Origin of the sequence: Nocardia sp. NBC_01499 (assembly GCF_045040275.1) — a bacterium.
Lineage (GTDB): Bacteria > Actinomycetota > Actinomycetes > Mycobacteriales > Mycobacteriaceae > Nocardia.
The window spans coordinates 8,488,435-8,512,275 of record NZ_CP109426.1 but is presented as its reverse complement, the minus strand read 5'-3'; the positions used below and the strand labels follow the sequence as shown (position 1 = coordinate 8,512,275).

The following is a 23,841-nucleotide window of genomic DNA, read 5'->3' as shown; positions in this document are numbered from 1 at the left end:
CGCCTTTAGGCCCCTATTCCGGGTGCGGCTCCCAAGTCTGGGTGCGGCTGTCACCGTCAGGGGCACGTACCTGGTCAGGCGGGGTAGGCGAAGCTGATCTTGCGGGTGGTGGGGTCGGCGGAGACCAGGCGCACCCGGACGGCCGCACCCTCCGGCGGTTCGCCGACGCACGGGCCGAGGACGGGCGGGTCGGCGATGAAGATCTCCGCCGGCCGGTTGCCGTTGGCCTCGCGCACGACCACCGCGTCGAACTCGGTACCGGCTCGTTCGGCGAGCAACGTGGACTCGGTGAGGTCGATGCAGGCGCGTTCCACCTTGCCCGCGATCGCGTCGCTGCGGCGCATGCTGTCGGCCGTGTCCGCCAGACCGTCGGTAACCCATTGCGGCACTTCGGTTCCCGCGCAGCGGGCCAAACAGATCTCGGTGCTGAACCGGTCGGTCAGCCGCCGCAGCGGTGCCGTGACGTGCGCGTAGGGTGCACGGATCGCGCTGTGCTGCAAGCTTTCCGGCGTGGCGGCCGTGGTGTCCCCGTTCACCACCGTGTAGGACGCCCCACGCAACAGACTCGTCGCCTCCGACATGAGCACAAGCGCGGCAGGCGTATTCGGATCCAACCCGGCCAGCATCTGACCGACCGACAGACCCTCGGCCCAGTCGACCCCCAACGCGGCCGCCGTGCGATGCATGGACGCTATCGCCGACTCGGCGGGCGGCGGCATCGTGCGCAGCAATGCGGGCGCGCCCGCGTCGATCATGATGCGCGCCGCGCACATCCCGGTCAGCAACGAAACCTGCTCGTTCCAGTCGTCGGCGGCGGTCCGCGGCTCGACGATCAGCCGCCAATGACCGTCCGAGTTACCATCGCGCACAATGCTCTGCGCGGGCAGTCGCAACCCGATCGCACCGCGCAACAACCCGACTTCGATGCGCCGCGTGCCGAATTCCGGCAGGGCCGCGATCGAAGGGTGCAGTCGTCCGGCGTCGGCATCGGCCTGCACGCCGGCATAGTCGAGCCTGGCGCGCGAACGCACCATCGCCCGCTCTACCGAAAACCGTTGCGGCTCAGCCTTTTCGTCGAGTTCGATGGTCCACAGCGCGACCGGCCTCGACTGCTCGGGCAGCAGGCTCGCGGTGCCTTCCGACAGCACCGGCGGGTGCAGCGGCACGGTGCCGTCGGGTAGATAGAAGGTTTGCCCCCTGGCGCCCGACTCTTTGGCGAGCGCGCCGTGCGGATCGATCACGGCACCGACGTCGGCGATGGCGTAGTGCAGCAGGAAGCCGGTGCCGGTGCGCTCGAGATGGAGGGCCTGGTCCAGATCCATGGCCCCCGGCGGGTCGATCGTCACGAACGGGATGTCGGTGCGATCGGCCCGGTCGCCCGCGAACGCGTCGGACGCGTCGCGGGCTTCCGTGCTGGCCTCGGCGGGATACGCCGAGGCCAGGCCGAATTCGGAACGAATGGCGCCGAAATCTACCGGCGCCGAGACGATCCGTTGATGCAATTCCACGCTGTCAGTGCCAGACCTACTGCAGCGCCAGCATGGTGCCGTTCAACGAATCGAGCGGCCCGTACACAGTGAAGGTGACATGTCCGCCCGGGACCGCAGCCGACACCGCGGCCGCCGCGTCCAACGCTTCACCGAACGAAGCCGCCGAAGGATGAGGAAGACCACCGAGGGTCTGTCCGAAATGGTTCTGGGCGACCCAGGCCGTGTCAGCCGGGCTGAGATCGACCTGCACCCCACCTGGCAGCGGCGTCACCGCTACGGCACTGGCGGCGCCAGCACCCATCATGGCGAAAACCGAAGCAGCCCCGGCGATCAACGCGCCGGCGACCAGTGAGCGAACAATCCGCATAGAGTTGAGACCTGCTTTCCCGCATTCGAAGTGTGAAGGGCTCGTTGCGGCCACGCAACGGGCCGTGCCAACGCGCACTACTTTATGACGTCGATCACGGTCCGGCTAGTTACCGGCGCATACGCCCGGCGAGTTCACCACGCCAGCATGCCTCCGACGTGGCTGCTAACGTGGGCCGCCGTAGCGGGTGTCACACTTTGCCAGCACATTCCGAAATGTCCTGTACGTCGACAATTGGGAGTTCCACAGCTATGTCATCGATTCTGTTCGACTACCTGGTGCCGCTGATCGGGGCAGACCAGGCAGCGTATTGGGCCCAGGTCTTCGTCATCGCGCCGGTCTGACCCACAAGTCTTCTGCCACAACCTGTCGCCTCCCGTTCACCTGACGGGAGGCGACTTTGGTCCCGGACCGCTAGCATCCCGCTCCGTGATCAGAACTACCGCCGCTCTCGCGGCCAGCGCGACCCTCTGTGCCCTATTGCTCACCGGCTGCGGCGACGACAAGTCGAGCAGTGCGGCCCCCTCCTCCTCAGCTCCCGCGGCGCAGTCGAGCGGCGACGCGCAAGTAGTCGACAACGTGAAGGCAGGCGCGTTCGTCGTCAGCTTCCGCAGCGCGTTCCCGAAACTCGCCGACGGCAAGGACGATACGAAGATCGCCACCATCCTCAGCGACACCTGCAAGGAGATCAAGGCGAACAAGTCCGAGGACGACACCGTCAAGAGCGTCACCAAGCGGGCGTCCGGCAAGACCGACGCGACCCCCGAGGAGGCGAAGGCCGTCTACCAGATGTCCAAGATGATGTGCTGAGCTGTCACTGCTTCAGCCACGGCAGGTAGTCGGGCAGATACTTGAGCAGGTAACCGATCGTGATCATGCTGATGATGGCGATGACGGGGATGAGCACGGACATCGGTCCGGTCCTTACGTTGTACTGCCGGTGCGGGTCGTACGACGCCGAAAACGGCGTCACTGTACCCGTATCGGTATACGCCGGTTGTGTTACGTGCGCGTGTTGTTTCCCTGCGCCGTCGGCGATTCGTCCGGCGCATCGAGCTGCCGTCGCTCCGGGCTCGCGGGTATCGCCGCGGGCTCGTCGGGCTGTTCGGCGACTGCCGCAGGGTGTTCGGCGACTGCCGCAGGGTGTTCGGCAACCGCCGCAGGGCGTTCGGCAACCGCCGCAGGGCGTTCGGCAACCGCCGCAGGGCGTTCGGCAACCGCCCCAGGGTGTTCAGCGACCGCCCCAGGGTGTTCAGCGACCGCCCCAGGGTGTTCGGCAACCGACGCAGGGTGTTCGGCAACCGACGCAGGGTGTTCGGCAACCGACGCAGGGTGTTCGGCAACCGACGCAGGTTCTCCGGCAGCCGCTGCAAGCCGTTCGACAAGCGCCGCAGGGTGTTCAGCGACCGCCGCAGATTCCTCGGCAACCGCACCAGGCTGCTCGGCAACCGCCGCAGGCTCGTCGGACCGCTCCACCGTTGCCGTCGATCGTTGCGGCGCTTGCGAATTGGTCGGCGCCTGCGGCGTGCTGCGCTCGAGGAAGCGAAGCAGTTCGACCGGGAACGGCAGCACCAGCGTCGAATTCTTCTCCGCCGCAACCTGAACGACGGTTTCCAGCAGCCGCAGCTGCAGCGCGGCGGGCGATTCCGACATCTGCGCGCCCGCCTGCGCCAGCATTTTCGAGGCCTGCAGCTCACCCTCGGCGGAGATCACCCTGGCGCGGCGTTCGCGTTCCGCCTCGGCCTGGCGCGACATCGAGCGCTTCAGCGAATCCGGCAGTGCCACATCCTTGATCTCCACCCGGTCGATGTGCACGCCCCACCCGAGCGCCGGGCTGTCGATCATGAGTTCCAGGCCCTTGTTCAGTTGCTCACGATTGGACAACAGGCTGTCCAGATCGCTCTTGCCGATGATCGAGCGCAGCGACGTCTGCGCGACCTGCCCGACGGCGAACAGATAGTTCTGCACCTCCACCACCGCGAGCACCGGGTCGAACACCCGGAAGTACACGACGGCGTCCACCCGCACCGTCACGTTGTCGCGCGTGATGCCCTCCTGCGCTGGCACCGGCATGGTGACGATCTGCGTCGACACCTTGCGCATCCGGTCGACGAACGGAATCACCATGCGCAGCCCGGGATCTCGCGTCGCGACCACCCGCCCGAAGCGGAAGATCAGCCCCCTCTCGTACTGCGTGACCACCCGCATGCTCGCGGCCGTGAACACGCCGCCGATAACCACACCCGCCCCGAGAATGCTGCCGAGAACAGCGAGAACGTCCATGCCTGGCCCCGAATCGCGCCCGCATGCAACAGGAGCGGGCGCCTGGGCGCTCCGGCCCCGCGGCTACCTTCCATGATGGCACCGCGGAACCGGCTGCGGCAGAAGATCAGCTGGCCTTATTTGACGGCCAGTCGCTTGAGCGCCGTGCCACCCTCGAGGCTCTGCGGCTTGTCACCCGACACCAATGAGCTGAAGACCCGCACCGTGTCGCCGACGGCGGGGGTGAACGGCTCGGACTCGGCGATCTTCGTCGCGGTGACCGACACCGTCTGACTTTGCGCGTTGCACGTCGCCTTGGTCTTGGCGCCGACCGTCTGCTCGGAGCCCTCCGCGGTGCTGCGGACGAACACCAGAAGCGTCACGGTTTTGTCCGTCGCCTCGCAGTTGTAGGTCACCGAGACATCGACGCCGTCGCCGGTCACTTTGGCACCGGTGATGTCGATGGTGGTAGTCGGCGGCGGCGCCGTTGTGGTCGTTGGAGCTGCGCCTGCGACACCGGCGCAGGCCACGGCGGCCAGAGCTGTCGCGGACGCAATGACCCCCGCGCGACGCAGCATGGTGTGAACGTTGATGACGATCTCCTAGCAGTCGATCCCGCGGCGGCCCCGAATCGGACACACCGCACAAAACCTCGACCGACAATGTACTGGTATCCCGCGCCTCCCGGTCGACCCAATCATTTGGCCACAGCGTGGATCTCGGCCGTTAACGCCGAGTTCGCCCCGGCGACCACCGGGGATCTGACTCGAAGAGGCGGACGAGTTGGCCTGTAAGCCGGATCCTGTCCCCGGTTCGCACCGGGGGGCGACCATCCATCTGGACACACCGTTGCCGGGTGCCTCGAGCGGTCCACCCGCAGGCTCGGGCGAGCAGCCCTCGAACACCTGCGCAGCCGCACCGCGAACGGTGCGACCTTTGACCTTGCTCCGGGCGGGGTTTACCTAGCCGCCCCGGTCACCCGGGGCGCTGGTGCGCTCTTACCGCACCGTTTCACCCTCACCACACGACCCGAAGGCCGTGGGCGGTCTGTTCTCTGTGGCACTGTCCCGCGGGTTGCCCCGGGTTGCCGTTAGCAACCGCCCTGCTCTGTGGAGTCCGGACTTTCCTCGGCCCCGGGCGGCGGCACAATCGTGCCCGTTCCCGATGCCGCGGTCGCCCGGCCAACTCGTCCGCCGTACCAGAGTACTGGTCGCCGCGCATACCCACAGGGCGCGGGGGCCGCCAACGCAGTACGGTTGGCTGCCATGGAACGTGTCGAGGTCGGCTTCCCCTCCGGAAGCGAGCAGTGCGCCGCCTGGCTCTACCGTCCGGATGGTGCGCCCAAGTCCCGTCCACTCGTCGTCATGGGACACGGCCTAGGGGCGAATCGGGAGATGGGACTCGACCGGTACGCGCGCCGCTTCGTCGCCGCGGGAATGGCCGTCCTGGTGTTCGACTACCGGCATTTCGGCGCGAGCCAGGGTGAGCCGCGTCAGGTGATCCGGATCGGGCGCCAACGTGAGGACTGGCGTTCGGCCATCGCCTACGCGCGCACCATCCGCGGCGTCGACGCGACCCGGATCGCGCTGTGGGGCACCTCGTTCAGCGGCGGTCACGTGCTCGCGGTGGCGCCGGACGACGACTATCTCGCCGCGGTGGTCGCGCAGGTTCCGTTCACCAGCGGCTGGTCCTGCGCGATGGCGAAGGGCCCGATCAGCATGACCAAGGTGACCGTGATCGCCGCCACCGATCTGCTCATCGGCTCGCTGCGCCGCAAGCACGTCGGCATCCGGCTGGCCGGGCGTAAGCGGGCGGCGGCGTTGATGAGCGCGGCCGACGTGCCGGAGGGCAACGGCAGGTTGGCCGAGGAGAGCGAGCACTACAAGCCGAAAGTGGCTGCCCGCATCGCGTTTTCGGCGCTGTTCGACTCGCCGGGCAAGCGAGCCAAGGCATTGAAGATGCCGGTGCTGTACGCGTTGTGCGACGACGACTCGATCACGCCGATCAAGTCCGCGCTGCGTGCGGCGGACCGGACCAAGCACGCGGTCGTGAAGCGTTACCAGGCAGGACATTTCGACATCTACTTCGACGATGTGTTCGAGAAGGCCGTGTACGACCAGACGGAGTTCCTGGTCTCGATCCTGCGTCCGTGAGTAGTTGTGGGCGGCTGGGTATTCCGCTCGTGGGGCATCGGACGGCGGGAGCCAGTGCCGTATCGTGGAGATCAGTTCTTCGAGCATTTCCTGTCGTCGTCGATGGCCCCGATGCGCCGCGAAGCATCGCTTTCATGAAACTTGTTCTGCCCCACGGGAAGGCCCTTCCCGTCCGCCGGTGACGACCGCGCGGGCCAAGTCCCGCCCCGACCTGCGCCGCGAGCGCCGCCAACGCGCACACGGTTGCTGGAATCACCTGATCATCGCGCCCCTGTGGCCCAAACACGGCGTCAACCTCGGCACCATGCTGCGCACCTGCGACGCCGTCGGCGCCTGCATGGCGGTACCGCGCCGACCGTGGATCCCCGACGCCCTCGCCCACGGCAACACCCTCCGGAAACCCCAGTGCGTGCACTGGATCAACGGTCGAGTTGACCACTGGCTCGCGCGTCAACGCTCCGGCGGATCCGCCATCGTCGGCGTAGAACTCACCGACGAATCCATCCGCCTGGCCGACCTCCCCGCCGCCCGACGCCGCACCATAATCGTGCTCGGCCACGAATCCACCGGTATCCCACCGGAAGGATTGGAGCTACTCGACGTAGCCGTCGAGATCCCGATGGTCGGCACCGGACACAGCCTCAACGTAGCCGTCGCGGGTTCGCTGGTGCTGTACAAGCTGGCGGGCCTGTGCTGACGAAAGCCCCCTCCCCGCAACCTGATTCGCCAGCCACCCGCTTTCGTCCCATGCCAACCCAGGCACGATCGAACTCCCCCATCACCCACGCAAGCGACAAACGCCTCCCACCCACCAAGAGTGCGGACCAGTACTGGTCCTCCGAAGGTCCGACCAAGATCATGGGGAACTGGTGGCGGCAAAGTTCGAGAAGCTCCCGCCACCAGTTCCCCATGATCTTGAAACAGGCCCGCACTCAGCGGAATCCGCGCCCATTCGCGGGATCCGCACCCCTTCTGGGCACCCAGAAACGGTGCACCTTCACGGAATACGCGTGAGCCGAGCCCGATCCGCACAACGGACCGGGCTCGTAATACTCACAGGGCGAAACCACTAGGAGCGGTCGAACTCGCCGCCATTTACCCCTGCGGTGAAGGCGTCCCACTCGCCGGGACTGAAGACCAGTGCCGGTCCGGTCGGGTTCTTCGAGTCCCGGACACCGACGATGCCCTCGCCGAGGAAAGCGACCTCGACGCAATCCTTGGAGGCACCACTGCGACGGCTCTTGAACCACTTCGCGTCGGACAGGTCTACGTTCACGGGCATACTCCTTTGCGATCCTGCGAATGAGAGCGCGGCTGTCTGCCGCGTCCACGATAGACACACACGGTCGGGCCGAGTCACGATACGACTCGATCTCCCCCGAGCGCTAGCAGTTCGCGAGCAACCACCCCGCTCCACCATTTCTCGACCCGCTCCGGCGACCATCCGCGTTCGACGGTCAGTTCGGTGTAGACGTCTATGTTGCAGATCGCGGCATAGATATCGAGCGCGGTCAGGAGGTCGAGGTCGCGGCGGAGGGTGCCGGGCGGCCAGGCCGACAGCACCTGACGATGGGCGTCGTCGGCGCGGGCACGGGCGTCGCGATAAGCCTGTGCCAGTTCGGTTTCCGTGCGTCCCGCCTCGCGCAGCAACACGATCACCTCGCCCGCGCGCTCGAACAATCTGCGGTCGTAGGCGGCCATCGCGGCGAGCTGCCGGGCCGGTTCGGGCGCGGCCTCCAGTTCGGCGAGTAAGCGCGACACGTCCGCGGACAGGTCGGCGGCGTCGACCAGCGCCCAGGTCAGCCCGTTTTTGTTGCCGTAGGCCGCGTAGAGGGTCGGCACCGAGACGCCGGCTTCGCGGGCCACGTCACGCACCGTCGTCGCGGCCCAACCCCTGGCCACGAACAACGTGCGTGCGGCGCGGGCGATGTCCGCGCTCGTCTGCTGCGCCTGCGCGGTGCGGCGCAGCGAGTCATAGCGGCGGCGGGCCGGTTCTTCGGTCACGGGGGTTCCTCTTTCGGTTTTCGCTACTTATATTCAATATATGACAGATAAGACAGCGCGCTTAGGCGCCTGGCCGTTCGCTCGTGTCGGAGGTCTCGCCTGCCTCGGGTTCGCCCTGATCATCGTCGGCGCGAACCTCATCCTGGAACCGGCGGGCATGCCCCTCGTCGGCGCCGACATCGGTGAGGTCGACACGTTCTTCACCACGCAAGCCGGGTTCGCCGACCTCTCCTCCGCCTGCACCCCCGCCGCCTGGGTGTGCGTCATCGTGTTCGGCGCGGCCGCCGTCGCCACGATCTGGCCACGCGAGCGCCCCCTCGGCTCGGCCTGGTCGCTGGTCGGTTTCGCCGGGTTGCTGCTACAGAACGGCACTTTCGTCGGCGTCATCGCCCTCCGCCTCGCACTCAGCGCCACCACCGACCACACCCCCGCGGCCACCGCCGGGCTCTGGGCCATGCACAACGCCCTGTTCACCCTCAACGGCACCTTCCTCGCGACCGCCATGCTTGGCCTGTCCGTCGGCGGCCTGCGCACCGGCGTCATCCGCCGCTGGCACGCCATCCTCGGATTCACCGCTGCCGCCGGTCAATTCACCTCCGCCACCATCGCTCCCCTGGTCATCGACCATACGAGCCCACTCGCCCTGCTCAGCCTCGTCAGCTGGCTGCTGTGGGTGGCCTGGCTCGTCGCCTACGGCATCACCCTGCTCCGCCTACAACCCGACGCCGCCTGAACCCGCACACCCTTTGTGGCAGCCGCGCACCCGGTGCACGCCCGATTGTGTGGTGGAGTGCGGCAGCCAGAGTAGTTGTGCGGCAGGGTGATCCAGCAGCGGTAGATTGCGGGGCGGAAGCACCTGACCGGAATCGAGGAGCCGCGATGATCGATCCACTGATCCTGGAAGCTCGGCGCGTCCACCTGCTCGACCAACTACGCGAACTCCGGCGCGGCGTCGCCGAACTCGCCGAAGGCTATGGCGCACTGCAAACTTCGGGCCTACTGATCGACACCGACGGCATCGGCGCCCTCACCACCCCCGCCTACTGCGTGGCAGGTGCCCGAGAAGTCTTCGAGGAGACCACAATCGAACTCGACGCCGCCGCCGATGCCCTCGACCGCGCCGGAATGTATACAACCCGCCTCCGCCCGGTCGCCCTGGACTGAACCGTCCCTGTCGACATTCCGTCGCTACCGTATCCGTCTACAACCTCAGCGCCCGCCCACCGTCATCATCGAGACCACGGACTACTACCACCCAGGATCTCGACGCCGAGCGGGACATAGTGGCGCGAAAGTGCGAGTAGCGGCGCCGTCATGTCCCGTTGGTGTCCGGTCAGACGAAGGCCTTGGCGGGGCGCAGCTGCGACGGGCCTGGCATATCGCCTCATGGTCGGAGGGACTCGCCGCGGCCGCGGCTGCCGCGTTCGGCAGCGCGGGTGTGCTCGTCGGCGGCCGGGTCACCGAGGAGGACGCCTACACTTACGGCAAGTTCGCGCGAATCGCGTTGGGCACCAACGACGTCGACTTCCGCGCCAGGGTGCACTCGGCCGAGGAAGCCGACTTCCTCGCCGCGCACATCGCGGGCCAGGGCATGACGGTCAACTATCGGACCCGGCCGCGGCGCGGTGTCCGGTCAACGACAGCCCACGACACGGTTGTCGGGTCAGCGACGGCGCCATACTCGCCAGAGGACGAACGCGGCCGAGGCGGCGAGGGCGGCCGTGAGTGCCGGATGTCGACGGGCTAGTGAATGACTTTGTGCCGCATAGGGCTCGGATCCGACGCGGTCGGTGGCGACGCGTGCATTTGCCGTTGCCTCGTCGGTGCGTTCGACGGCTTGTTGGATCGCGTCGGCGGCCTTTTCTCTTGCCGCGTCGGTCTTTTCCTTGGCTTGCCGTTGCGTCTCGGCGGACTCCGCCTCGTGGGAAACCTCAGCGGCTTTCTCTTCCGCTCGCCGCGCCACTTCCGCGGCTTTCGTCTCCGCGATCCGGCGCACTTGCGCGGCCCGTTCCTCGGCGAGATGTTCAGCTTCGGTGGCTTTTTCGCGAGCGGTCTCGGTCACCTCGTGGAACCTGTCACGTTCCGGGGGTCCTTGCTGGCTCATCATTTCCTCCTGTCCGCTGCGGAGTCGTCGATTACTCCAGCGTCACTGTGTTTTTCGGCGTCCACGTCGGACATCGCGCGCGTATCACGTGGTGGCAGAAAGGGTTCTTGGTCGGGTGGCAGCCCTTGTTCGATGCGCCGACCGCGGGCGAGTTCGGCATCGAATTCCGCGCCGAGCAGCACCGCGACATTGGAAATCCACAGCCACACCAGAAAGACCGCGACGCCGCCGAGCGATCCGTACACCTTGTTGTAGGAGCCGAAATTGGCGACATAGACCGCGAATCCGGCCGAGGCGGCGATCCACAACAGCACGGCGAGCACGCTGCCCGGACTCAGCCAGCGGAAACCGGGCTGCTGCGCGTTCGGCGCGGCCCAGTACAGCAACGCGAACGCCAAACTGACCAGCACCGCGAGCACCGGCCATTTCGCGATGTCCCACACCAGCACACCGGCCGACCCGACGCCGATCCACCGCCCTAGACGCTCGGCGACCGTGCCCGTCGCCACCACGCCGATGACACACACCGCGAGCAGCACCACCATCGCCGCGGTCAAGCTAATGCGCACCGGAACGGTTTTCCAGATCGGCCGCCCCTCTTCGACGTCATAGATCGTGTTCGCGGCCCGCATGAACGCCGCGATGTATCCCGAAGCGGTCCACAGGGCGGTGCCGAGACCGATGATCGCCAACGGCCCCGCCAAATGTCGTGATCCTTGCAGCTGGTTGATCGAGTCGACGAGCAAGGCGGTGCCGCTGCCTGGGCCGATCTCCTTGATGGTGTCGATCAGCGACTGCGTGGCGGACGAACCGAGCGCACCCAGTATCGCGGTGAGCACGATGAGGCCGGGAAAGATCGACAGCACGCTGTAATAGGTAAGTGCCGCAGCCCAATCCGTGAGATTGTCGTTGAGCAGTTCCGTCACGGTCCGCCGCAGCACACCCCACCACGACCGCCAGTGCAGCACCGAAGGCCCCTTCGACCAATCGACCAGGCGATGTACGCGCCGCGCCGCAGCCTGCTTCGGCATGCCCGTCACCTCCCGATCGAGGGGCGATTACCCGGGCGCCGAGCAGGCAAACTCGGCGTTCTACAGCTTGCGCACCATCTCGTATTCCACCCGAGGTTCGCCAGGCCTGACCAAGCCACTCGCCCCGGTCCGCACGAATCCATGACGCAGGTAAAGCCGTTCGGCCACAACGTTCCCGTCGGCGAACTCCAGCCAGACCGCGGAATGCCCATCCGCGACGGCCAAGTCGATGACCGCGCGCACAAGCAGATCAGAGACCCCGGTACCACGCGCTTCCGGCGCCACCCACATCGAAATCAGATGCACGCCATCACGTTCAGGATCCGATATACCGGCAACCGTACCCAGCTCAGCCCCCTCGGCGCTGGCCACGAACTGCGCGCGATCCAAAAGCGCCGCCCGCCAATCCCCCTCGGTACGCCCCTGCGCCTCCGCCAACGTCGACCCAAAGAACTGCGGAGTATCGGCCAGCGCCCGCAACCGCACCCGCCGGAACACCTCCCACTCATCGGCGGTCAACAGCCGAACGTCGATCGTCGATACGTCCACCCACCATCTTCTACTTGCCAACCCACAGCCCGCGCAAACGCTTTTGGCACCGCTCGGCACGGGCGCTGACTGCACGCCCCAGCTTGCCCTGACCACACCGCCCGGCTCACCCCCGACCACACCGCCCGGCTCACCCCCGACCACACCGCCCAGCTCACCCCCGACCACACCGCCCAGCTCACCCCCGACCACACCACCCAGCTCACCCCCCGACCACACCACCCAGCTCACCCCCCGACCACACCACCCAGCTCACCCCCCGACCACACCACCCAGCTCACCCCCCGACCACACCACCCAGCTCACCCCCGACCACACCACCCAGCTCACCCCCCGACCACACCACCCAGCTCACCCCCGACCACACCACCCAGCTCACCCCCGACCACACCACCCAGCTCACCCCCGACCACACCACCCAGCTCACCCCCGACCACACCACCCAGCTCACCCCCGACCACACCACCCAGCTCACCCCCGACCACACCACCCGACTGGCTAAGCGCAGCGGCAACGGCCGGAGGCACGGTCCGAGCCGCCAACCTCGACCTCGTCAGCCTCCCGGTACAGCGCGCGACGGAGGCAACGATCAGGATTCGCGGCCCGACTCGCCCTGACCGCACCGCCCGGCTGGCGCTGAATTCGGTACTCGAGACGCAATATCCCAAGTTCTACAGCCTCAGCAAGCAGACGCCCGGTCAGTCGTCAGCTCGAAAACCGAAGCCGCACAGTTCAATACCCGGACCGACGCAATCCGGTGAACTCAACAGCCGCGAAACCCGCGACCACCGCAGCGCCGACGAACAGGAACGCAACCCCGAGACCGGTCAGGTCGATCAGACCGGACAACGCGAGCACCACCATCCCCACCGCCGACACCGCGTTGGCCACGACGACGGCGCCCGCCTGACGAAACGGGATCTCCGGCGAACCCGCGATAAGCAGCAGCACGAGCGCACCACCGAGCATGGCGACGCCGAACGGAATCGACCAGGCGGTGGGCAGACCGAGCGGGTCGCGCAGGACCGCAGCACCGGCCAGCATGACGACCCCGAAAACGCCGGTGCTCCATCCATCCACCCGCAACGCGGTGCGCAAGAAGTCGGTGCTCAGCGTCGGCTGGTCGGCAAGGAAGGTCGTGCCCATGTCTATCTCCTGATGGTCGAGTCCACGGGGCCGATCGGCTCCCGGACCTCAACGATGCCGACGTGAGGTGAGCGTCTCAATAACCTCAGAGGTCATGGCCGCACAACACAACCGGAGATTAGCCTGCCCAGGTGGCACAACCTCAGTGGGAAACCCGATCGCAGGTCGGCGTGCTGCTGCGCGAGTGGCGGCAGCGACGCAGACTGAGCCAACTCGACCTGGCACTGTCGGCGAACACCTCGGCCCGGCATCTGTCGTACGTGGAGACCGGCCGCGCCAAACCGAGCCGGACGATGGTGCTGCGCCTGTGCGAGGCACTGGAAGTGCCACTGCGCGACCGCAACACGCTACTGCTCGCCGCCGACTACGCACCGGCCTACCGGGAGAGCAGCCTCGACGACGCGAGCCTGACCTCGGTGCGGACCGCGCTGGAAACGATGCTGACCGCGCACGAACCGTATCCGGCGGTCGTCGTCGATCGACTGTGGAATGTGGTCACCGGCAACGCGGCGATGGGGGTACTGATGCACGGGATCCCCGAGCATCTGCTGCTGCCGCAGCCGAATGTGTATCGGCTGGTGCTGCATCCGGACGGACTGGCCGCGCGGCTGGCCAACCTGAGCCAGGTCCGAGAGTTGTTCGTGGAGCGCCTCGCCAGGCAAGTAGGCGCGAGCGGCGACCCGCAGCTGACCGCGTTGTATGACGAGGTGAGCCGTTATCCGCAGTTATCCGATCCGCCGAACGAGCCCAAAGCTCCTGCGGCGCAACCGAGCCCGTTCGAGGTGCCGATCCGGATCCGCACGCCGATGGGCGAGATGTCGATGTTCAGCACGATGGCTACCTTCGGCGCGCCAGCCGATGTCACACTCTCCGAGCTGGCGATCGAATTGTTCTACCCGCTGGACGAATTCACCGCGGCCGCGCTGCGTGGGCTCGCGGCCGCGGCGAATTCCTGACGCCAGAGACTCAGATGGGCTGGAATCCAGCCCCGACGCCGCCCTGGGCGTTGATGGCGGCCAGGATCACCAGGATCGGCTGGAAGAACGCGGGCGAGTGCACGGGGTTGGCGGCGGTGGTGCACGGCACGTCGAAGCCGACCGGGCCGAGCCCGGTGAGCCGTCCCTGATTCATGCCGACCAGCCGGTCGCCGACGACCACCGGACCACCGGAATCGCCTGGCTTCGAGCAGTATTGGTTGATGCTGGTGCCGTCGAGCTGCCCCCACACGACGCCGCAGTCGGTACCGCTGGTGCGACCACTGGAGCACACGGTGGCGCCAGGGCCCGGCGCGTCGGCGAAGCCCGCGATGGTGGTCGGGCCGACCGTGCGCACCGGCGTGACCCGCGCCGAATCCAGTTGCAGCACAGCGTAGTCCAGGCCCATGCCGTCATCGGAGAACGCGACGGTGCCGAGCACACCGGCCTGCGGCGTACGCTCGGCAATCACCCTGGCACCGGTGGGCGCGCAGTGGCCAGCAGTGATACCGACAAGCCTGCCCGCGCTGTCGTGACCGATCGCGGTCAGCGAACACACGGAGTTATTGTCGAACGCGATGCCGGAACTACCGCCGAGCACCGCACTCGGTGCCGCCGACGCGGTGCCGGCGGCACCGACGACCATGGACGCGATGGCCGCCGTCGCGAGTGCCATCGATCTGAATCTTGTTGTCACTTCTCTCCTTTTCGAAAAGCGAGCACGGCACCACTGCCGTCCTCACCCGGACCGGGGAGGGAACCGCCCCCGACACAATTTGCGGTCGCCATATCAGCAGGCAGAATCGCCTGCGCAGAGGAATTCATCGACACCGGTTACCTGCTGGCTAACTCAGCATTGACATGGGCAGGGCGGGTCCGCAACACACCTGTGCGCTGCACCACAGTGGACCGACGATTGAGACCCGAGCCACACGGCTCCGGATCGGCTCTGAAAAGCCTTCGCCCGAACTGACTTTCACCCTCACCCAACCCCACCTGCGGCCGAATTGCCCGGCCGACGAGACTCAACTGTTATACGCTGCCCAACGCCGCACCGCGAATCCGGACGGAAACCACCAGGCCGACCCGGAGCTCGCGAGACGCGACCACCTCACCATCGGCAGATAGTGACAGAACATGATGACCGGCGCCGAGCATCCGGCGACGGTTAGGTGAACACGGGTGGTCGAATAGCCGACGGCGCGCGCGAGACCGGCGAGCCTCGAACACGTTGGAGCAGCGGACAATCGGCCCGACTGCTACAGGTACGACGTATCGTTCACCAAACGCACCGACGATCCGCCGTCCGGATAGAACTCCGCGATCGACAGCGACGCCAGATCCAGATGCAGCCGATACAGCAGTGACGGCCCGACACCGAGCGCCAGCTGCAGCAGCGTCTTGATCGGCGTGACATGGCTGACCACCACCAGGTTCGCGCCGGGATACAGCGCGACCAGGTCACGCCGGACCGCGTCCACCCGTTCACGAACCTGGTCGAAGCTCTCCCCGCCGGGGGCGGGCAACGACGGGTCGCCGAGCCAGCGGCCGTGCAGTTCCGGATCGCGCTCGGCCGCCTCGGCGAAGCTCAGGCCCTCCCAGTCGCCGAAGTCGGTCTCGATGAGCCCGTCCATGACGGTGAGCGGTGCGTCCAGCGCGGCGGCAGCGGCCTCGGCGGTATCGCGGGCCCGGCTCAGCGGCGAGGACAGCACGGCGGAGATATCGCCTTTGGCGGCAAGCATTTTCGCGGCGCGCGCGGCCTGCTCCCGGCCGAGTTCGGTCAGCGGCGGGTTGCCGCGACCCGAATAGCGGCGTTGCACAGAGAGTTCGGTCTGACCGTGGCGCAGTAGCAGCAGTCTGGTCGGACGGCCGGTGGCACCGGTCCAGCCGGGCGCGGGCTGCGCGGCGACCGCGGCGATGACCGGATCGGGTGCGGCCGTTGGCTTTTCGGCCTCGCGGGCAGTGCGCACCTCGTCGATCAAGGTGCCGTCGTCCATCGCCTCGTTCGCGAGACGGTCGGCGTGCGAATTCTCGGCGCGCGGAATCCAGGTGAAACTCACCTGCCCGAACCCCGCGACCAGCCTGCGGGCCCGATCGGCGAGCGGAATCATGGCCGCGTGCTTGACCTTCCAGCGACCGGACATCTGTTCGACGACCAGCTTGGAATCCATCCGCACCGTGACGATCTCGGCGCCGAGTTCGGCAGAGGCCTCCAAACCGGCGATGAGGCCACGGTATTCGGCCACATTGTTGGTGGCGATACCGATGAACTCGCGGCGCTCGGCGAGCACCCGCACATGATCGGCCGCGTAGACGACGGCGCCGTAGCCCGCCGGTCCCGGATTGCCCCGCGAACCGCCGTCGGCCTCGACGATCACCTCGCGCTCGGTCACCGCGGTGCCCGCAGCAGGCGAGGGATCACAGCCCCGATTCCTTGGTGCGCACGAGGATCGCGCCGCACTCCGGGCACCGCACGACCAGCTCGGGGGCGGTCTTGGCGATCCTGGCGATCTCGCCGCGGTCAAGTTCGATCCGGCACGCGCCGCAGCGACGGGCCTGCAGCAGCGCCGCGCCGACACCGTGCTGGGCACTCTGCCGGTCGTAGATCGCCATCAGGTCGGCAGGGAACAGCGAGATCAGCTTGGACCGGTCGGCGTCGCAACGGCCCTGTGCCACCTCGAGATCCGCGAGGGCCTCGTCGCGCTGGATTTGCGCATCGGCCAGTTCCTGCTCGGTCTTGTCGAGCCGGGCGCCCGCGTGCTGGTAGTCGTCGGCGGAGGCCTCACGCTGTTCCATCACCTCGAGCAGCTCGTCCTCGAGCACCGAGCGCCTGCGCTCCAGGCTGCCGAGTTCGTGCTGGATCTCCGAAAGCTGTTTGGCGTTCACCGATCCGGCGGTCAGCATGCCCTTGTCGCGCTCCTCACGCTTACGGACGGCGTCGACCTCGCCTTCCAGCTTGCGGATGTCGCGGTCGAGGTCGTCGAGCATGATCTGCACGGCGACGGCGGCATCCTTGTGCGCGTTGCGCTCGGCCTCGAGCCGGGCCACCTCCTGCTGTTCGGGCAGCACGGTGCGGCGGTGCGCGATCCGATTCAGCTCGGCGTCGACAGCGGCGAGCTGTAGCAGCTTGGCCTGGATCGGTGGTTCGACATTCAACGCGGACAAACTCCTGAACGCTATGGATTGGGGTCGGTGTTCAACCGTACCCCGCCGACCCGCCCGCGCTGACCGACGCCGCATCAATCGGTGCGGCAGGGGCGGTTGCTAGGGGGTACCTCGGTGGTGTGAGCTCGAGGTGCGCGGCCGTTATGCGGGCGCGCGGGTCTTGATGGCGTCCCTGGAGACGAAGACGTCGTATTCACCGGGTACGGCGATCACCGCGTTGCCGTAGGCCGAGCGCACGAACGGCTCGGTCCACCAGCGGCCCTGGCGCATGTCGTTGAAGAAGTCCTTGTCGCCGTCGTTGAGGAAGATCTGGTGCTGGGTGGTCGCCACGCCGTCCAGGCGCTGGCCATACAACCTGCTGATCTTGTATCCGGAGTGGAAGCCGAGCGCGTTCACCCAGGGCTCCAACTCGACGATGCCCGCCTGCAGCACCCACGTGTCGCCCTCGACCTGGTACTTCAGGTGTTGCTCAGCGTGCTGGTCGTCACCGTAGAGCGTGAGGTCGACGTCGAGCAGGTGGTCCTGCCCGGCCACCGGCTTGGCCACCACGTGCGCCGCCTTGATTTCTCCGGTCAACCCTAGATAGGTCTGCATGAGTGTCGCCAGCCACAGCAACAGCACCGCGACAATCAGCAGCACCAGTCCGCTGCCGCCGCGCGCGATCAGCGCCCGCATTCCGACCCGGCGCGCCCGCACCACGCCGGAGATGAGCAAGACGACGCCGATCAGGATTATCAAGATCAACCCGACCTGCACGAAGCCGAAGTTCACCGGGAAATTCATGCGGTAGTTGTACCCCCGGAACGCCGGTCGACTCGCGGAAACAGCCCACCCCGCAGACCAATCCGGCAGACACGCGCCGACACGCCGTAGTGGCGGTATGGTCTGCTCAATCAAAATTCAATTCTTCGGGGGTTTTCCATGTTGATCTGGGGTTGGCGCCAGTATGTACATCGCCTGGCCGTACTCACCTTGGTATGCGGACGGTGCGGCAATCCGGCGGCGCACGTGCTGCACAAACTGGTCACCAAGTTCACGCTGTTCTTCATCCCGCTCTTCCCGATAAGCACCAAGCACTCCCTGCAGTGCACCTGGTGCGGTGCCGAGTCGAATCTCGTGCAGCAGCAGGTCACTGAGCTGCTCGGGCGGGTGCAGGCCGAGAATGCGCAGGCCTGGCAGCAGCCCGCGGACCCGTCGTGGCAGGGACGGCCGCCGCAAAACTACTGAGGGAGTTCAGCTCGGCGCGCAACCAATGACCGGGGTTGGCTCGGCGCGTAACTGTCGAACGGGGTTGGTGCAGCACGCAATTACCGAGCCGGGTCTGCTCCGCGCGTAACTGTCGCGCCAGGTCGGCGCGACGCGCAACCACCGGACCAAGTCAGCACGACGCGCAACTACCGGACCAAGTCAGCACGACGCGCGACTATCGGACCAGGCCAGCGCGACGCGCAACTACGAACGAGGTTGGCTCCGTGCACCACAACCAAACGGATCGGTGCGGCGTGCGACTACTGAACGCGGTCGGCTCCACGCACAACCGTCAAACGGGGTCAGCACGGCGCCCAACTACCGAACCGGGTTGACGCGGAACTCAACCACCGCGCCAGATCAACGCAGCACGCAACCCTGAACCAGGTCGGCACGATGCGCAATATCGAACAAGTTGGTTCAGCGCTCAGTACCGAGCCAGGTCAGTGCGAGGCGCAGCCACCGAGCGAGTTTGGATCGGCGCGCAACCACCGAATCAGATCAGTACCGTGCCCAACACTGAACCGGTTCGGCTCGGCGCGTAACTGTCGCGCCAGGTCAGCGCGGCACACAATCACCGAACTAGATCAGCGCAGCGCGCGACTACCGCACCGGCTCAGCACAGCGCGCAACCACCGAATCGGGTCAGCTCCGCGCGCAACCACCGAATCGGGTCAGCTCCGCGCGCAACCACCGAATCGGGTCAGCTCCGCGCGCAACCACCGAATCGGGTCAGCTCCGCGCATAACTACTGGACGGGTCGGCTGGGTGCGCTGACTGTCCACGGGTCGGTTCGCAGGGTCGAGACGCGCGTTTCCAGATCGGGCAGGCCAGCCTGGACGACGCGTTCCGCCTGTGCGCACCAAGGGAATTCGGTGGCCCAGTGGGCGGCGTCGATGAGGGCGGGGCCGCCTTTGCGGAGGTGTTCGTCGACCGGGTGGTGGCGCAGGTCCGCGGTGACGTAGGCGTCGACGCCGAGGCGGGTCACCGTGTTCAGGTAGGAATCGCCCGCGCCGCCGCAGACGGCGACTGTGTAGATGGTGCGCTCCGGGTCGCCTGCCGCGCGGACGCCCCACGTGGTCGGCGGCAAGGCGGCCGCGACTCGATCGGTGAAGGCGCGCAACGACTCCGGTGCCGCCAGGGTGCCGACGCGGCCGATGCCGACGGTCGAGGGCAGCTGGGCGCGTTCGGTGATGTGGTAGGCCGGGTCCTCGTAGGGGTGGGCGGCGCGCAGTGCGGACAGGATGGCGGAGCGGGCCGCGGGTGGTGCGATCACCTCGAGGCGGTCCTCGTCGACCTGTTGGAGTTCGCCGATCGCGCCGACCGCCGGATTCGCTTGCGCCATCGGCCGGAATTGGCCGACCGCAGGTACCCGGAGTGCACAGTCGCGATAGTCGCCGCTGCCGCCCGCACCGGCGGCGAACAAGGCGGCCAGCACTGCGTCGGTGTGCGACTGTGGCACCTGCACCACCCAGTTATCCACTGGTGCTTCGGGTTTAGCGTCGAGCGGACCGGTGACGGTGAGGCCGATCGCGGCCGCAAGCGCGTCGGAGACGCCGGGGTCGGCGGAATCGGCGTTGGTGTGCGCGGTGAACAAGGCACAGCCAGAGCGGATGAGCCGGTGCAGCAGTGCGCCTTTCGCGGTGTCGGCCGCGACAGTATCGACGCCGCGCAACAGCAGCGGATGATGCACGACCAAAGCCTGTGCCCGCCAATCGATTGCCTCGTCGACAACGCCCGCTGTCGCGTCGACCGCGAACAGCACCCTGGTGACCTCCTCGGCCGGATCACCCGCAACCAGCCCGACCGAGTCCCACGACTCGGCCAGCTTCGGCGGGTAGGCCGCGTCGAGCACATCGATGAGATCCGCCAGCGTGGTCATCGTTCACCCTCCTCTATTCCAGTCATGCACTGCCGCAACAATTTTGTGCGCGTCGCGGCCCAGACATCGACCGCCCGCAATCACCACGAGCCCGCCATCCGAATCGCGGCGATCAACCGATCCACCTCTACCGCACCACGCACCGCAACCCGCAGATGGTTCGGTCCGAGGCCGGGGAAGGTGTCGGCGCGGCGGACGGCAATGCCCTTGTCCGCCAGGTGTTTCCGGAGGAGTTCGCCGTCGGGGACGTGCAGCAACAGGAACGGCGCTTCGGCGGGGGTATGCACGTGCACACCTAGTTCGGTCAGGCGATCGATCATCGCGTCGCGTTCGACGGCGATGATCTGTGCGCGCTGTCGTTCCTCCGCGACCGCGGCGGGCTCGGCGGTGGCGGCGATCGCCGCCAACTGCAGCGTGCCGAGTGGCCAGTGGGCTCGGCCGTGATTCAGGCGTGCGAGGAGTTCGGGGGCGCCGAGGACGTATCCGCAGCGGAGTCCGGCGAGGGCCCAGGTTTTGGTGAGGCTGCGGAGTACAAGCACGTCGGGTGCGGTGACTCCGGCGAGCGAGGCCGGTTCTCCCGGCACCGCGTCGGCGAACGCCTCGTCCACCACGATGATCCGGCCCGGTGCGCGCAGCGCGCGGATGGTCGAAGCCGGGTGCAGCACCGAGGTGGGGTTGGTCGGGTTGCCGAGCACGACCAGGTCGGCGTCGGCGGGGACGGCTGTCGGGTCGAGTGTGTAGGGCGGCTCGAGCAGCACCCTGGTCACCGCGACACCGGCCTCGCGCAGCGCGAGTTCCGGTTCGGTGAACGACGGGTGGATCACGGCGGCCAGGCGCGGCGCGAGTCGCGGCAGCATGGCGAACCCCTCGGCGGCGCCTGCCAGCAGCAGCACCTCGTCCGGATCTCGGCCGTGCCGCGCCGCGACGGCACACCGGGCGGTGCGATCATCCTCGGCGCTTGGATACCGACCGAGCGTGTCCAGCCGCGCCGCGAGTCGTTGCCGTAGCCAGTCCGGCGGCGCGCTGCCCTGCACGTTCACCGCGAAATCGAGCATGCCCGCGCGCACGTCCACGTCGCCGTGGTGGCGCAGTTTCGCGTGATCGATGCTGTCCTCGGGCACGAGATCACACCCTACGTGGCGGGCCCGTAGGTCGACCGGCCAGAATGGCTGTCGTGGGTGAGCTGCACGTGTCGTTCGTCTGTACCGGCAACATCTGCCGTTCTCCGATGGCGGAGAAGATTTTCGCGACGCATCTGGCCCGCGCGGGACTGGCCGATCAGGTGCGGGTGAGTAGCGCGGGCACCGGTGCCTGGCACGTCGGCGACGACGCGGACGCCCGCACCAACTCGACGTTGCGCAAGTACGGCTATGCGACCGGCCATGTCGCCGCCGCCCTCGGCGCCGACCATCGCGACGCCGACCTGCTGATCGCGCTGGACACTGGACACGAGCGTGAACTGGCTCGGCTCGGTGTGCCGTCGGATCGGCGCAGACTGCTGCGCAGTTTCGACCCGGCCGCCGACGGTCCTGACGTGCCCGATCCCTACTACGGCGACACCGCGGATTTCGAGCTGGTCCGCGACCAGATCGAGGCCGCGATGCCCGGCCTGCTCGACTGGGTGCGCGACGCGCTCGGCCTGCCCGCTGAACCGGCGCTCGACGGGCGCGGCTGATGCACATACCGAACTACGGCAACACCGCAAACTTCCCACCGACTCGCGACCAGATCAAGGCGCCCACGCCCCGCCTGCTCGACTGGGTGCGCAACGCGCTCAGCCTGCCCGCCGAACCGGCGCGGCTGATGCGCACACCGAACTACAGCGACTCCACAGACTTCCAACTGGCCGGCGCCCACATCGAGGCGGCAATTCCCGCTCTGGCCAACCGGCCACGCGACACGCTCGGCCAACCCGCATTCGACGGGCGCGACTGATGCGCAAACTGAACTACAGCGACACCGCAAACTTCCACCACATCGAGGCAGCCGTGCCAGCTCTGCCCAACCGGGTGCGCGACGCGCTCGGCCAACCCACAGTAGACGGGCACGACTGATGCGCAAACTGTCCTTCCTGCTGCGGCCGAGCTGGGTGATCCTCGCGGCGGTGGTCGCCGTGTTCGCCTACCTGTGCTTCACGGTGCTCGCGCCGTGGCAGCTCGGCAAGAACACGACCACCTCGCATCGCAACCAACTGATCGCCGATTCGGTGGGCGCCGCTCCGATCGACATCACCACCGTCCTGAGCAGCTCAGCCGCCGATGACTCGCACGCCGAATGGCGCAAAGTCACCGCCACCGGCAGCTACGTGCCGGACTCGACCGTGCTGGTCCGGCTGCGCCATCTCGACGGTGCCCCCGGCTATTCCGTGCTCAGCGCGTTCCGGCTGGACGACGGTCGGCTCCTGCTCATCGACCGCGGCCTCGTCGCGGCGGTGGACGGCTCCCGCCCGCCGCAGATCACCGACCCACCTGCCGGGACGCAGCGCCTCGAGGCCAGGGTCCGGATGTCCGAGGGCATCACGCCGGGCAAGGATCCGTCCGTCCAAGACGGCTACCGGCAGGTGTACTCGATCGACACCACCCAGGAAGCGGCCTTCCTGCAACAGCCCCTCACCCCGATCCCCACCGGCGAACGCGGCGGCTACCTCCAACTCGACGACAACCAGCCCGGCGCCTTCACCCCCACCCCCCTCCCCCAACTCGACGCAGGCCCGTACCTCTCCTACGGCCTCCAATGGCTCGCCTTCGGCATCATGGCCCCCCTCGGCCTCGGCTACTTCCTCTACGCCGAGATCCGCGAGCGTCGCAGGGAAAAAGCAACCCACACAACCAAACCCTCCGAGCCAGCACCCGCGAGCACCCCACCGCCTCCCGTGGCAACCGAATCCGCCACCACCACACCAACTCCCGCCACCACCACCCCGAACACCGAAGCGCGCCTAGCAGACCGCTACGGGCGCGGCCGCGACTGACACCGTCGCGGCGTCGATGCGATCGTCAGCGCTCGAGTACCTCCGTCGAGTCGGCTGCTCGCGCAAGCGGTGTGCGACCGAAAACTGACTCAGCTTTCTGCCCGATCCAGAAATGGCTACGCCGCACCAACGTGCCGTCAGCGAGCTCGCAAATCTGCCCTATCAGCACTTCGACGGCGACCGAGGCAAGGAGCACTGAGTAACCGGCCTCAGTCTTGGTTGCCGGACAAGGTGGGCCTAATGCCGAATGGGAGACACGGGCGCTGCCACCGCAACAACGCCAGATGCACCGCAACAACGCCAGATGCTCGACGCCTGACATGCGCGCGGCGCCGAGGAGATCCGCGACCGTCCGGGCGGGAACTAGCACCGAGTGAGAGACCAGAGCACTGCGACCCCGACCGACGGCAGTTGCGCACAGCCTCCGACACACGCACGCCGCCACGGAAATCCGCGACCGCCCGGGCGGGAACTAGCGCCGGGTAAGAGACCAGA

Annotated in this window: 26 protein-coding genes, 1 other RNA gene and 2 pseudogenes; 11 read left to right on the top strand and 18 right to left on the bottom strand. The window is 67.3% G+C overall.

All coding sequences use genetic code 11. The features are described from left to right. Positions 1 to 74: 74 nt before the first annotated feature. Positions 75 to 1,508 carry an RNB domain-containing ribonuclease gene (locus OG203_RS38765; RefSeq protein ID WP_405162167.1) on the bottom strand — a complete coding sequence of 478 codons (1,434 nt, stop codon included), beginning with the start codon at positions 1,506 to 1,508 and terminating at the stop codon, positions 75 to 77. Between the two features lie 16 nt (positions 1,509 to 1,524). Beyond that, positions 1,525 to 1,857, bottom strand: coding sequence for a hypothetical protein (locus OG203_RS38760; protein WP_405162166.1), 333 nt, complete (start codon positions 1,855 to 1,857; stop codon positions 1,525 to 1,527). Positions 1,858 to 2,286: 429 nt separating this feature from the next. Between OG203_RS38760 and OG203_RS38755 the strand changes: the two genes are divergently transcribed. Further along, positions 2,287 to 2,667, top strand: a complete 381-nt coding sequence (locus OG203_RS38755) for a hypothetical protein (RefSeq protein WP_405162165.1) — start codon at positions 2,287 to 2,289, stop codon at positions 2,665 to 2,667. A 711-nt stretch (positions 2,668 to 3,378) separates the two neighbouring features. On the opposite strand, the pseudogene OG203_RS38750 reads toward OG203_RS38755, so the two are convergent. From OG203_RS38750 to rnpB, 3 genes and pseudogenes are all read right to left on the bottom strand, one after another. Continuing rightward, positions 3,379 to 4,140: pseudogene (locus tag OG203_RS38750) on the bottom strand (slipin family protein); the annotation flags it as partial. Positions 4,141 to 4,256: 116 nt separating this feature from the next. Further along, positions 4,257 to 4,697 (bottom strand): hypothetical protein, encoded by a 441-nt coding sequence (locus OG203_RS38745; RefSeq protein ID WP_405162164.1) that lies wholly within the window; start codon positions 4,695 to 4,697, stop codon positions 4,257 to 4,259. Positions 4,698 to 4,894: 197 nt separating this feature from the next. Further along, positions 4,895 to 5,308: RNase P RNA component class A (gene rnpB, locus OG203_RS38740), an RNA gene on the bottom strand. 76 nt (positions 5,309 to 5,384) lie between these two features. Between rnpB and OG203_RS38735 the strand changes: the two genes are divergently transcribed. Continuing rightward, positions 5,385 to 6,272 carry an alpha/beta hydrolase gene (locus tag OG203_RS38735; protein ID WP_405162163.1) on the top strand — a complete coding sequence of 296 codons (888 nt, stop codon included), beginning with the start codon at positions 5,385 to 5,387 and terminating at the stop codon, positions 6,270 to 6,272. Positions 6,273 to 6,450: 178 nt separating this feature from the next. Continuing rightward, positions 6,451 to 6,969: a TrmH family RNA methyltransferase gene (locus OG203_RS38730; protein ID WP_405162162.1), complete on the top strand. Its 519-nt coding sequence runs from the start codon at positions 6,451 to 6,453 to the stop codon at positions 6,967 to 6,969. A gap of 372 nt (positions 6,970 to 7,341) precedes the next feature. Here OG203_RS38730 and OG203_RS38725 read toward each other — a convergent pair whose 3' ends face one another. Then, a complete protein-coding gene (locus OG203_RS38725) occupies positions 7,342 to 7,548 on the bottom strand; it encodes a DUF397 domain-containing protein (protein WP_405162161.1) in 207 nt (68 codons plus the stop codon). 80 nt (positions 7,549 to 7,628) lie between these two features. Then, entirely contained in the window at positions 7,629 to 8,276 is a 648-nt protein-coding gene (locus OG203_RS38720; protein WP_405162160.1) for a TetR/AcrR family transcriptional regulator, read from the bottom strand. A 40-nt stretch (positions 8,277 to 8,316) separates the two neighbouring features. Here OG203_RS38720 and OG203_RS38715 point away from each other — a divergent pair, with 40 nt between their 5' ends. The 3 genes and pseudogenes from OG203_RS38715 to OG203_RS38705 all read left to right on the top strand — a co-directional run. Next, entirely contained in the window at positions 8,317 to 9,009 is a 693-nt protein-coding gene (locus OG203_RS38715) for a hypothetical protein (RefSeq protein ID WP_405162159.1), read from the top strand. A 146-nt stretch (positions 9,010 to 9,155) separates the two neighbouring features. Beyond that, complete coding sequence (locus OG203_RS38710) at positions 9,156 to 9,440, top strand: hypothetical protein (RefSeq protein WP_405162158.1); 285 nt, start codon at positions 9,156 to 9,158, stop codon at positions 9,438 to 9,440. 217 nt (positions 9,441 to 9,657) lie between these two features. Then, positions 9,658 to 9,882, top strand: a pseudogene (locus OG203_RS38705) (hypothetical protein); the annotation flags it as partial. Between the two features lie 57 nt (positions 9,883 to 9,939). Here OG203_RS38705 and OG203_RS38700 read toward each other — a convergent pair. From OG203_RS38700 to OG203_RS38680, 5 genes are all read right to left on the bottom strand, one after another. Next, positions 9,940 to 10,380 carry a hypothetical protein gene (locus tag OG203_RS38700; protein WP_405162157.1) on the bottom strand — a complete coding sequence of 147 codons (441 nt, stop codon included), beginning with the start codon at positions 10,378 to 10,380 and terminating at the stop codon, positions 9,940 to 9,942. Next, positions 10,380 to 11,411, bottom strand: coding sequence for a YihY/virulence factor BrkB family protein (locus OG203_RS38695; protein ID WP_405162156.1), 1,032 nt, complete (start codon positions 11,409 to 11,411; stop codon positions 10,380 to 10,382). The genes OG203_RS38700 and OG203_RS38695 overlap by 1 nt, the downstream gene beginning before the upstream one ends. A gap of 60 nt (positions 11,412 to 11,471) precedes the next feature. Continuing rightward, entirely contained in the window at positions 11,472 to 11,960 is a 489-nt protein-coding gene (locus OG203_RS38690) for a GNAT family N-acetyltransferase (RefSeq protein ID WP_405162155.1), read from the bottom strand. Positions 11,961 to 12,237: 277 nt separating this feature from the next. Then, positions 12,238 to 12,435 carry a hypothetical protein gene (locus OG203_RS38685; RefSeq protein WP_405162154.1) on the bottom strand — a complete coding sequence of 66 codons (198 nt, stop codon included), beginning with the start codon at positions 12,433 to 12,435 and terminating at the stop codon, positions 12,238 to 12,240. A gap of 257 nt (positions 12,436 to 12,692) precedes the next feature. Then, positions 12,693 to 13,106, bottom strand: coding sequence for a hypothetical protein (locus tag OG203_RS38680; RefSeq protein ID WP_405162153.1), 414 nt, complete (start codon positions 13,104 to 13,106; stop codon positions 12,693 to 12,695). Positions 13,107 to 13,237: 131 nt separating this feature from the next. Between OG203_RS38680 and OG203_RS38675 the strand changes: the two genes are divergently transcribed. After that, positions 13,238 to 14,062 (top strand): helix-turn-helix domain-containing protein, encoded by an 825-nt coding sequence (locus OG203_RS38675; protein WP_405162152.1) that lies wholly within the window; start codon positions 13,238 to 13,240, stop codon positions 14,060 to 14,062. A 10-nt stretch (positions 14,063 to 14,072) separates the two neighbouring features. Here OG203_RS38675 and OG203_RS38670 read toward each other — a convergent pair whose 3' ends face one another. From OG203_RS38670 to OG203_RS38655, 4 genes are all read right to left on the bottom strand, one after another. After that, positions 14,073 to 14,756 (bottom strand): S1 family peptidase, encoded by a 684-nt coding sequence (locus OG203_RS38670; protein ID WP_405162151.1) that lies wholly within the window; start codon positions 14,754 to 14,756, stop codon positions 14,073 to 14,075. Between the two features lie 583 nt (positions 14,757 to 15,339). After that, a complete protein-coding gene (locus OG203_RS38665) occupies positions 15,340 to 16,473 on the bottom strand; it encodes a bifunctional RNase H/acid phosphatase (RefSeq protein WP_405162150.1) in 1,134 nt (377 codons plus the stop codon). Positions 16,474 to 16,498: 25 nt separating this feature from the next. Beyond that, positions 16,499 to 17,236, bottom strand: a complete 738-nt coding sequence (locus tag OG203_RS38660; protein ID WP_405168135.1) for a zinc ribbon domain-containing protein — start codon at positions 17,234 to 17,236, stop codon at positions 16,499 to 16,501. A 150-nt stretch (positions 17,237 to 17,386) separates the two neighbouring features. Next, positions 17,387 to 18,028: a hypothetical protein gene (locus OG203_RS38655; protein WP_405162149.1), complete on the bottom strand. Its 642-nt coding sequence runs from the start codon at positions 18,026 to 18,028 to the stop codon at positions 17,387 to 17,389. Between the two features lie 138 nt (positions 18,029 to 18,166). On the opposite strand from OG203_RS38655, the gene OG203_RS38650 reads away from it, so the two are divergent. After that, entirely contained in the window at positions 18,167 to 18,472 is a 306-nt protein-coding gene (locus tag OG203_RS38650) for a zinc-ribbon domain-containing protein (protein ID WP_405162148.1), read from the top strand. Between the two features lie 769 nt (positions 18,473 to 19,241). Here the strand turns inward: OG203_RS38650 and OG203_RS38645 are convergent. Then, positions 19,242 to 20,375, bottom strand: a complete 1,134-nt coding sequence (locus OG203_RS38645) for a Nif3-like dinuclear metal center hexameric protein (protein WP_405162147.1) — start codon at positions 20,373 to 20,375, stop codon at positions 19,242 to 19,244. Between the two features lie 80 nt (positions 20,376 to 20,455). Then, on the bottom strand, positions 20,456 to 21,496 hold the full coding sequence (gene cobC / locus OG203_RS38640) for an Rv2231c family pyridoxal phosphate-dependent protein CobC (RefSeq protein WP_405162146.1): 1,041 nt from the start codon (positions 21,494 to 21,496) through the stop codon (positions 20,456 to 20,458). Positions 21,497 to 21,540: 44 nt separating this feature from the next. Here cobC and OG203_RS38635 point away from each other — a divergent pair, with 44 nt between their 5' ends. The 3 genes from OG203_RS38635 to OG203_RS38625 all read left to right on the top strand — a co-directional run bounded on the left by OG203_RS38635 (position 21,541) and on the right by OG203_RS38625 (position 23,346). Beyond that, positions 21,541 to 22,050: a low molecular weight protein-tyrosine-phosphatase gene (locus tag OG203_RS38635; protein WP_405162145.1), complete on the top strand. Its 510-nt coding sequence runs from the start codon at positions 21,541 to 21,543 to the stop codon at positions 22,048 to 22,050. Further along, complete coding sequence (locus OG203_RS38630; RefSeq protein WP_405162144.1) at positions 22,050 to 22,310, top strand: hypothetical protein; 261 nt, start codon at positions 22,050 to 22,052, stop codon at positions 22,308 to 22,310. The genes OG203_RS38635 and OG203_RS38630 overlap by 1 nt, the downstream gene beginning before the upstream one ends. 118 nt (positions 22,311 to 22,428) lie before the next feature. Further along, on the top strand, positions 22,429 to 23,346 hold the full coding sequence (locus tag OG203_RS38625; protein ID WP_405162143.1) for an SURF1 family protein: 918 nt from the start codon (positions 22,429 to 22,431) through the stop codon (positions 23,344 to 23,346). Positions 23,347 to 23,841: the final 495 nt, after the last annotated feature.

Bases quoted from the DNA above. Each gene is read 5' to 3' on its own strand.
- OG203_RS38655 (WP_405162149.1), bottom strand. From the start codon at position 18,028: ATGAATTTCCCGGTGAACTTCGGCTTCGTGCAGGTCGGGTTGATCTTG.
- OG203_RS38760 (WP_405162166.1), bottom strand. From the start codon at position 1,857: ATGCGGATTGTTCGCTCACTGGTCGCCGGCGCGTTGATCGCCGGGGCT.
- OG203_RS38635 (WP_405162145.1), top strand. From the start codon at position 21,541: ATGGCTGTCGTGGGTGAGCTGCACGTGTCGTTCGTCTGTACCGGCAAC.
- OG203_RS38650 (WP_405162148.1), top strand. From the start codon at position 18,167: ATGTTGATCTGGGGTTGGCGCCAGTATGTACATCGCCTGGCCGTACTC.
- OG203_RS38700 (WP_405162157.1), bottom strand. From the start codon at position 10,380: ATGAGCCAGCAAGGACCCCCGGAACGTGACAGGTTCCACGAGGTGACC.
- OG203_RS38715 (WP_405162159.1), top strand. From the start codon at position 8,317: ATGACAGATAAGACAGCGCGCTTAGGCGCCTGGCCGTTCGCTCGTGTC.
- OG203_RS38735 (WP_405162163.1), top strand. From the start codon at position 5,385: ATGGAACGTGTCGAGGTCGGCTTCCCCTCCGGAAGCGAGCAGTGCGCC.
- OG203_RS38670 (WP_405162151.1), bottom strand. From the start codon at position 14,756: ATGGCACTCGCGACGGCGGCCATCGCGTCCATGGTCGTCGGTGCCGCC.
- OG203_RS38680 (WP_405162153.1), bottom strand. From the start codon at position 13,106: ATGGGCACGACCTTCCTTGCCGACCAGCCGACGCTGAGCACCGACTTC.
- OG203_RS38745 (WP_405162164.1), bottom strand. From the start codon at position 4,697: ATGCTGCGTCGCGCGGGGGTCATTGCGTCCGCGACAGCTCTGGCCGCC.
- OG203_RS38710 (WP_405162158.1), top strand. From the start codon at position 9,156: ATGATCGATCCACTGATCCTGGAAGCTCGGCGCGTCCACCTGCTCGAC.
- OG203_RS38645 (WP_405162147.1), bottom strand. From the start codon at position 20,375: ATGACCACGCTGGCGGATCTCATCGATGTGCTCGACGCGGCCTACCCG.
- OG203_RS38630 (WP_405162144.1), top strand. From the start codon at position 22,050: ATGCACATACCGAACTACGGCAACACCGCAAACTTCCCACCGACTCGC.
- OG203_RS38695 (WP_405162156.1), bottom strand. From the start codon at position 11,411: ATGCCGAAGCAGGCTGCGGCGCGGCGCGTACATCGCCTGGTCGATTGG.
- OG203_RS38625 (WP_405162143.1), top strand. From the start codon at position 22,429: ATGCGCAAACTGTCCTTCCTGCTGCGGCCGAGCTGGGTGATCCTCGCG.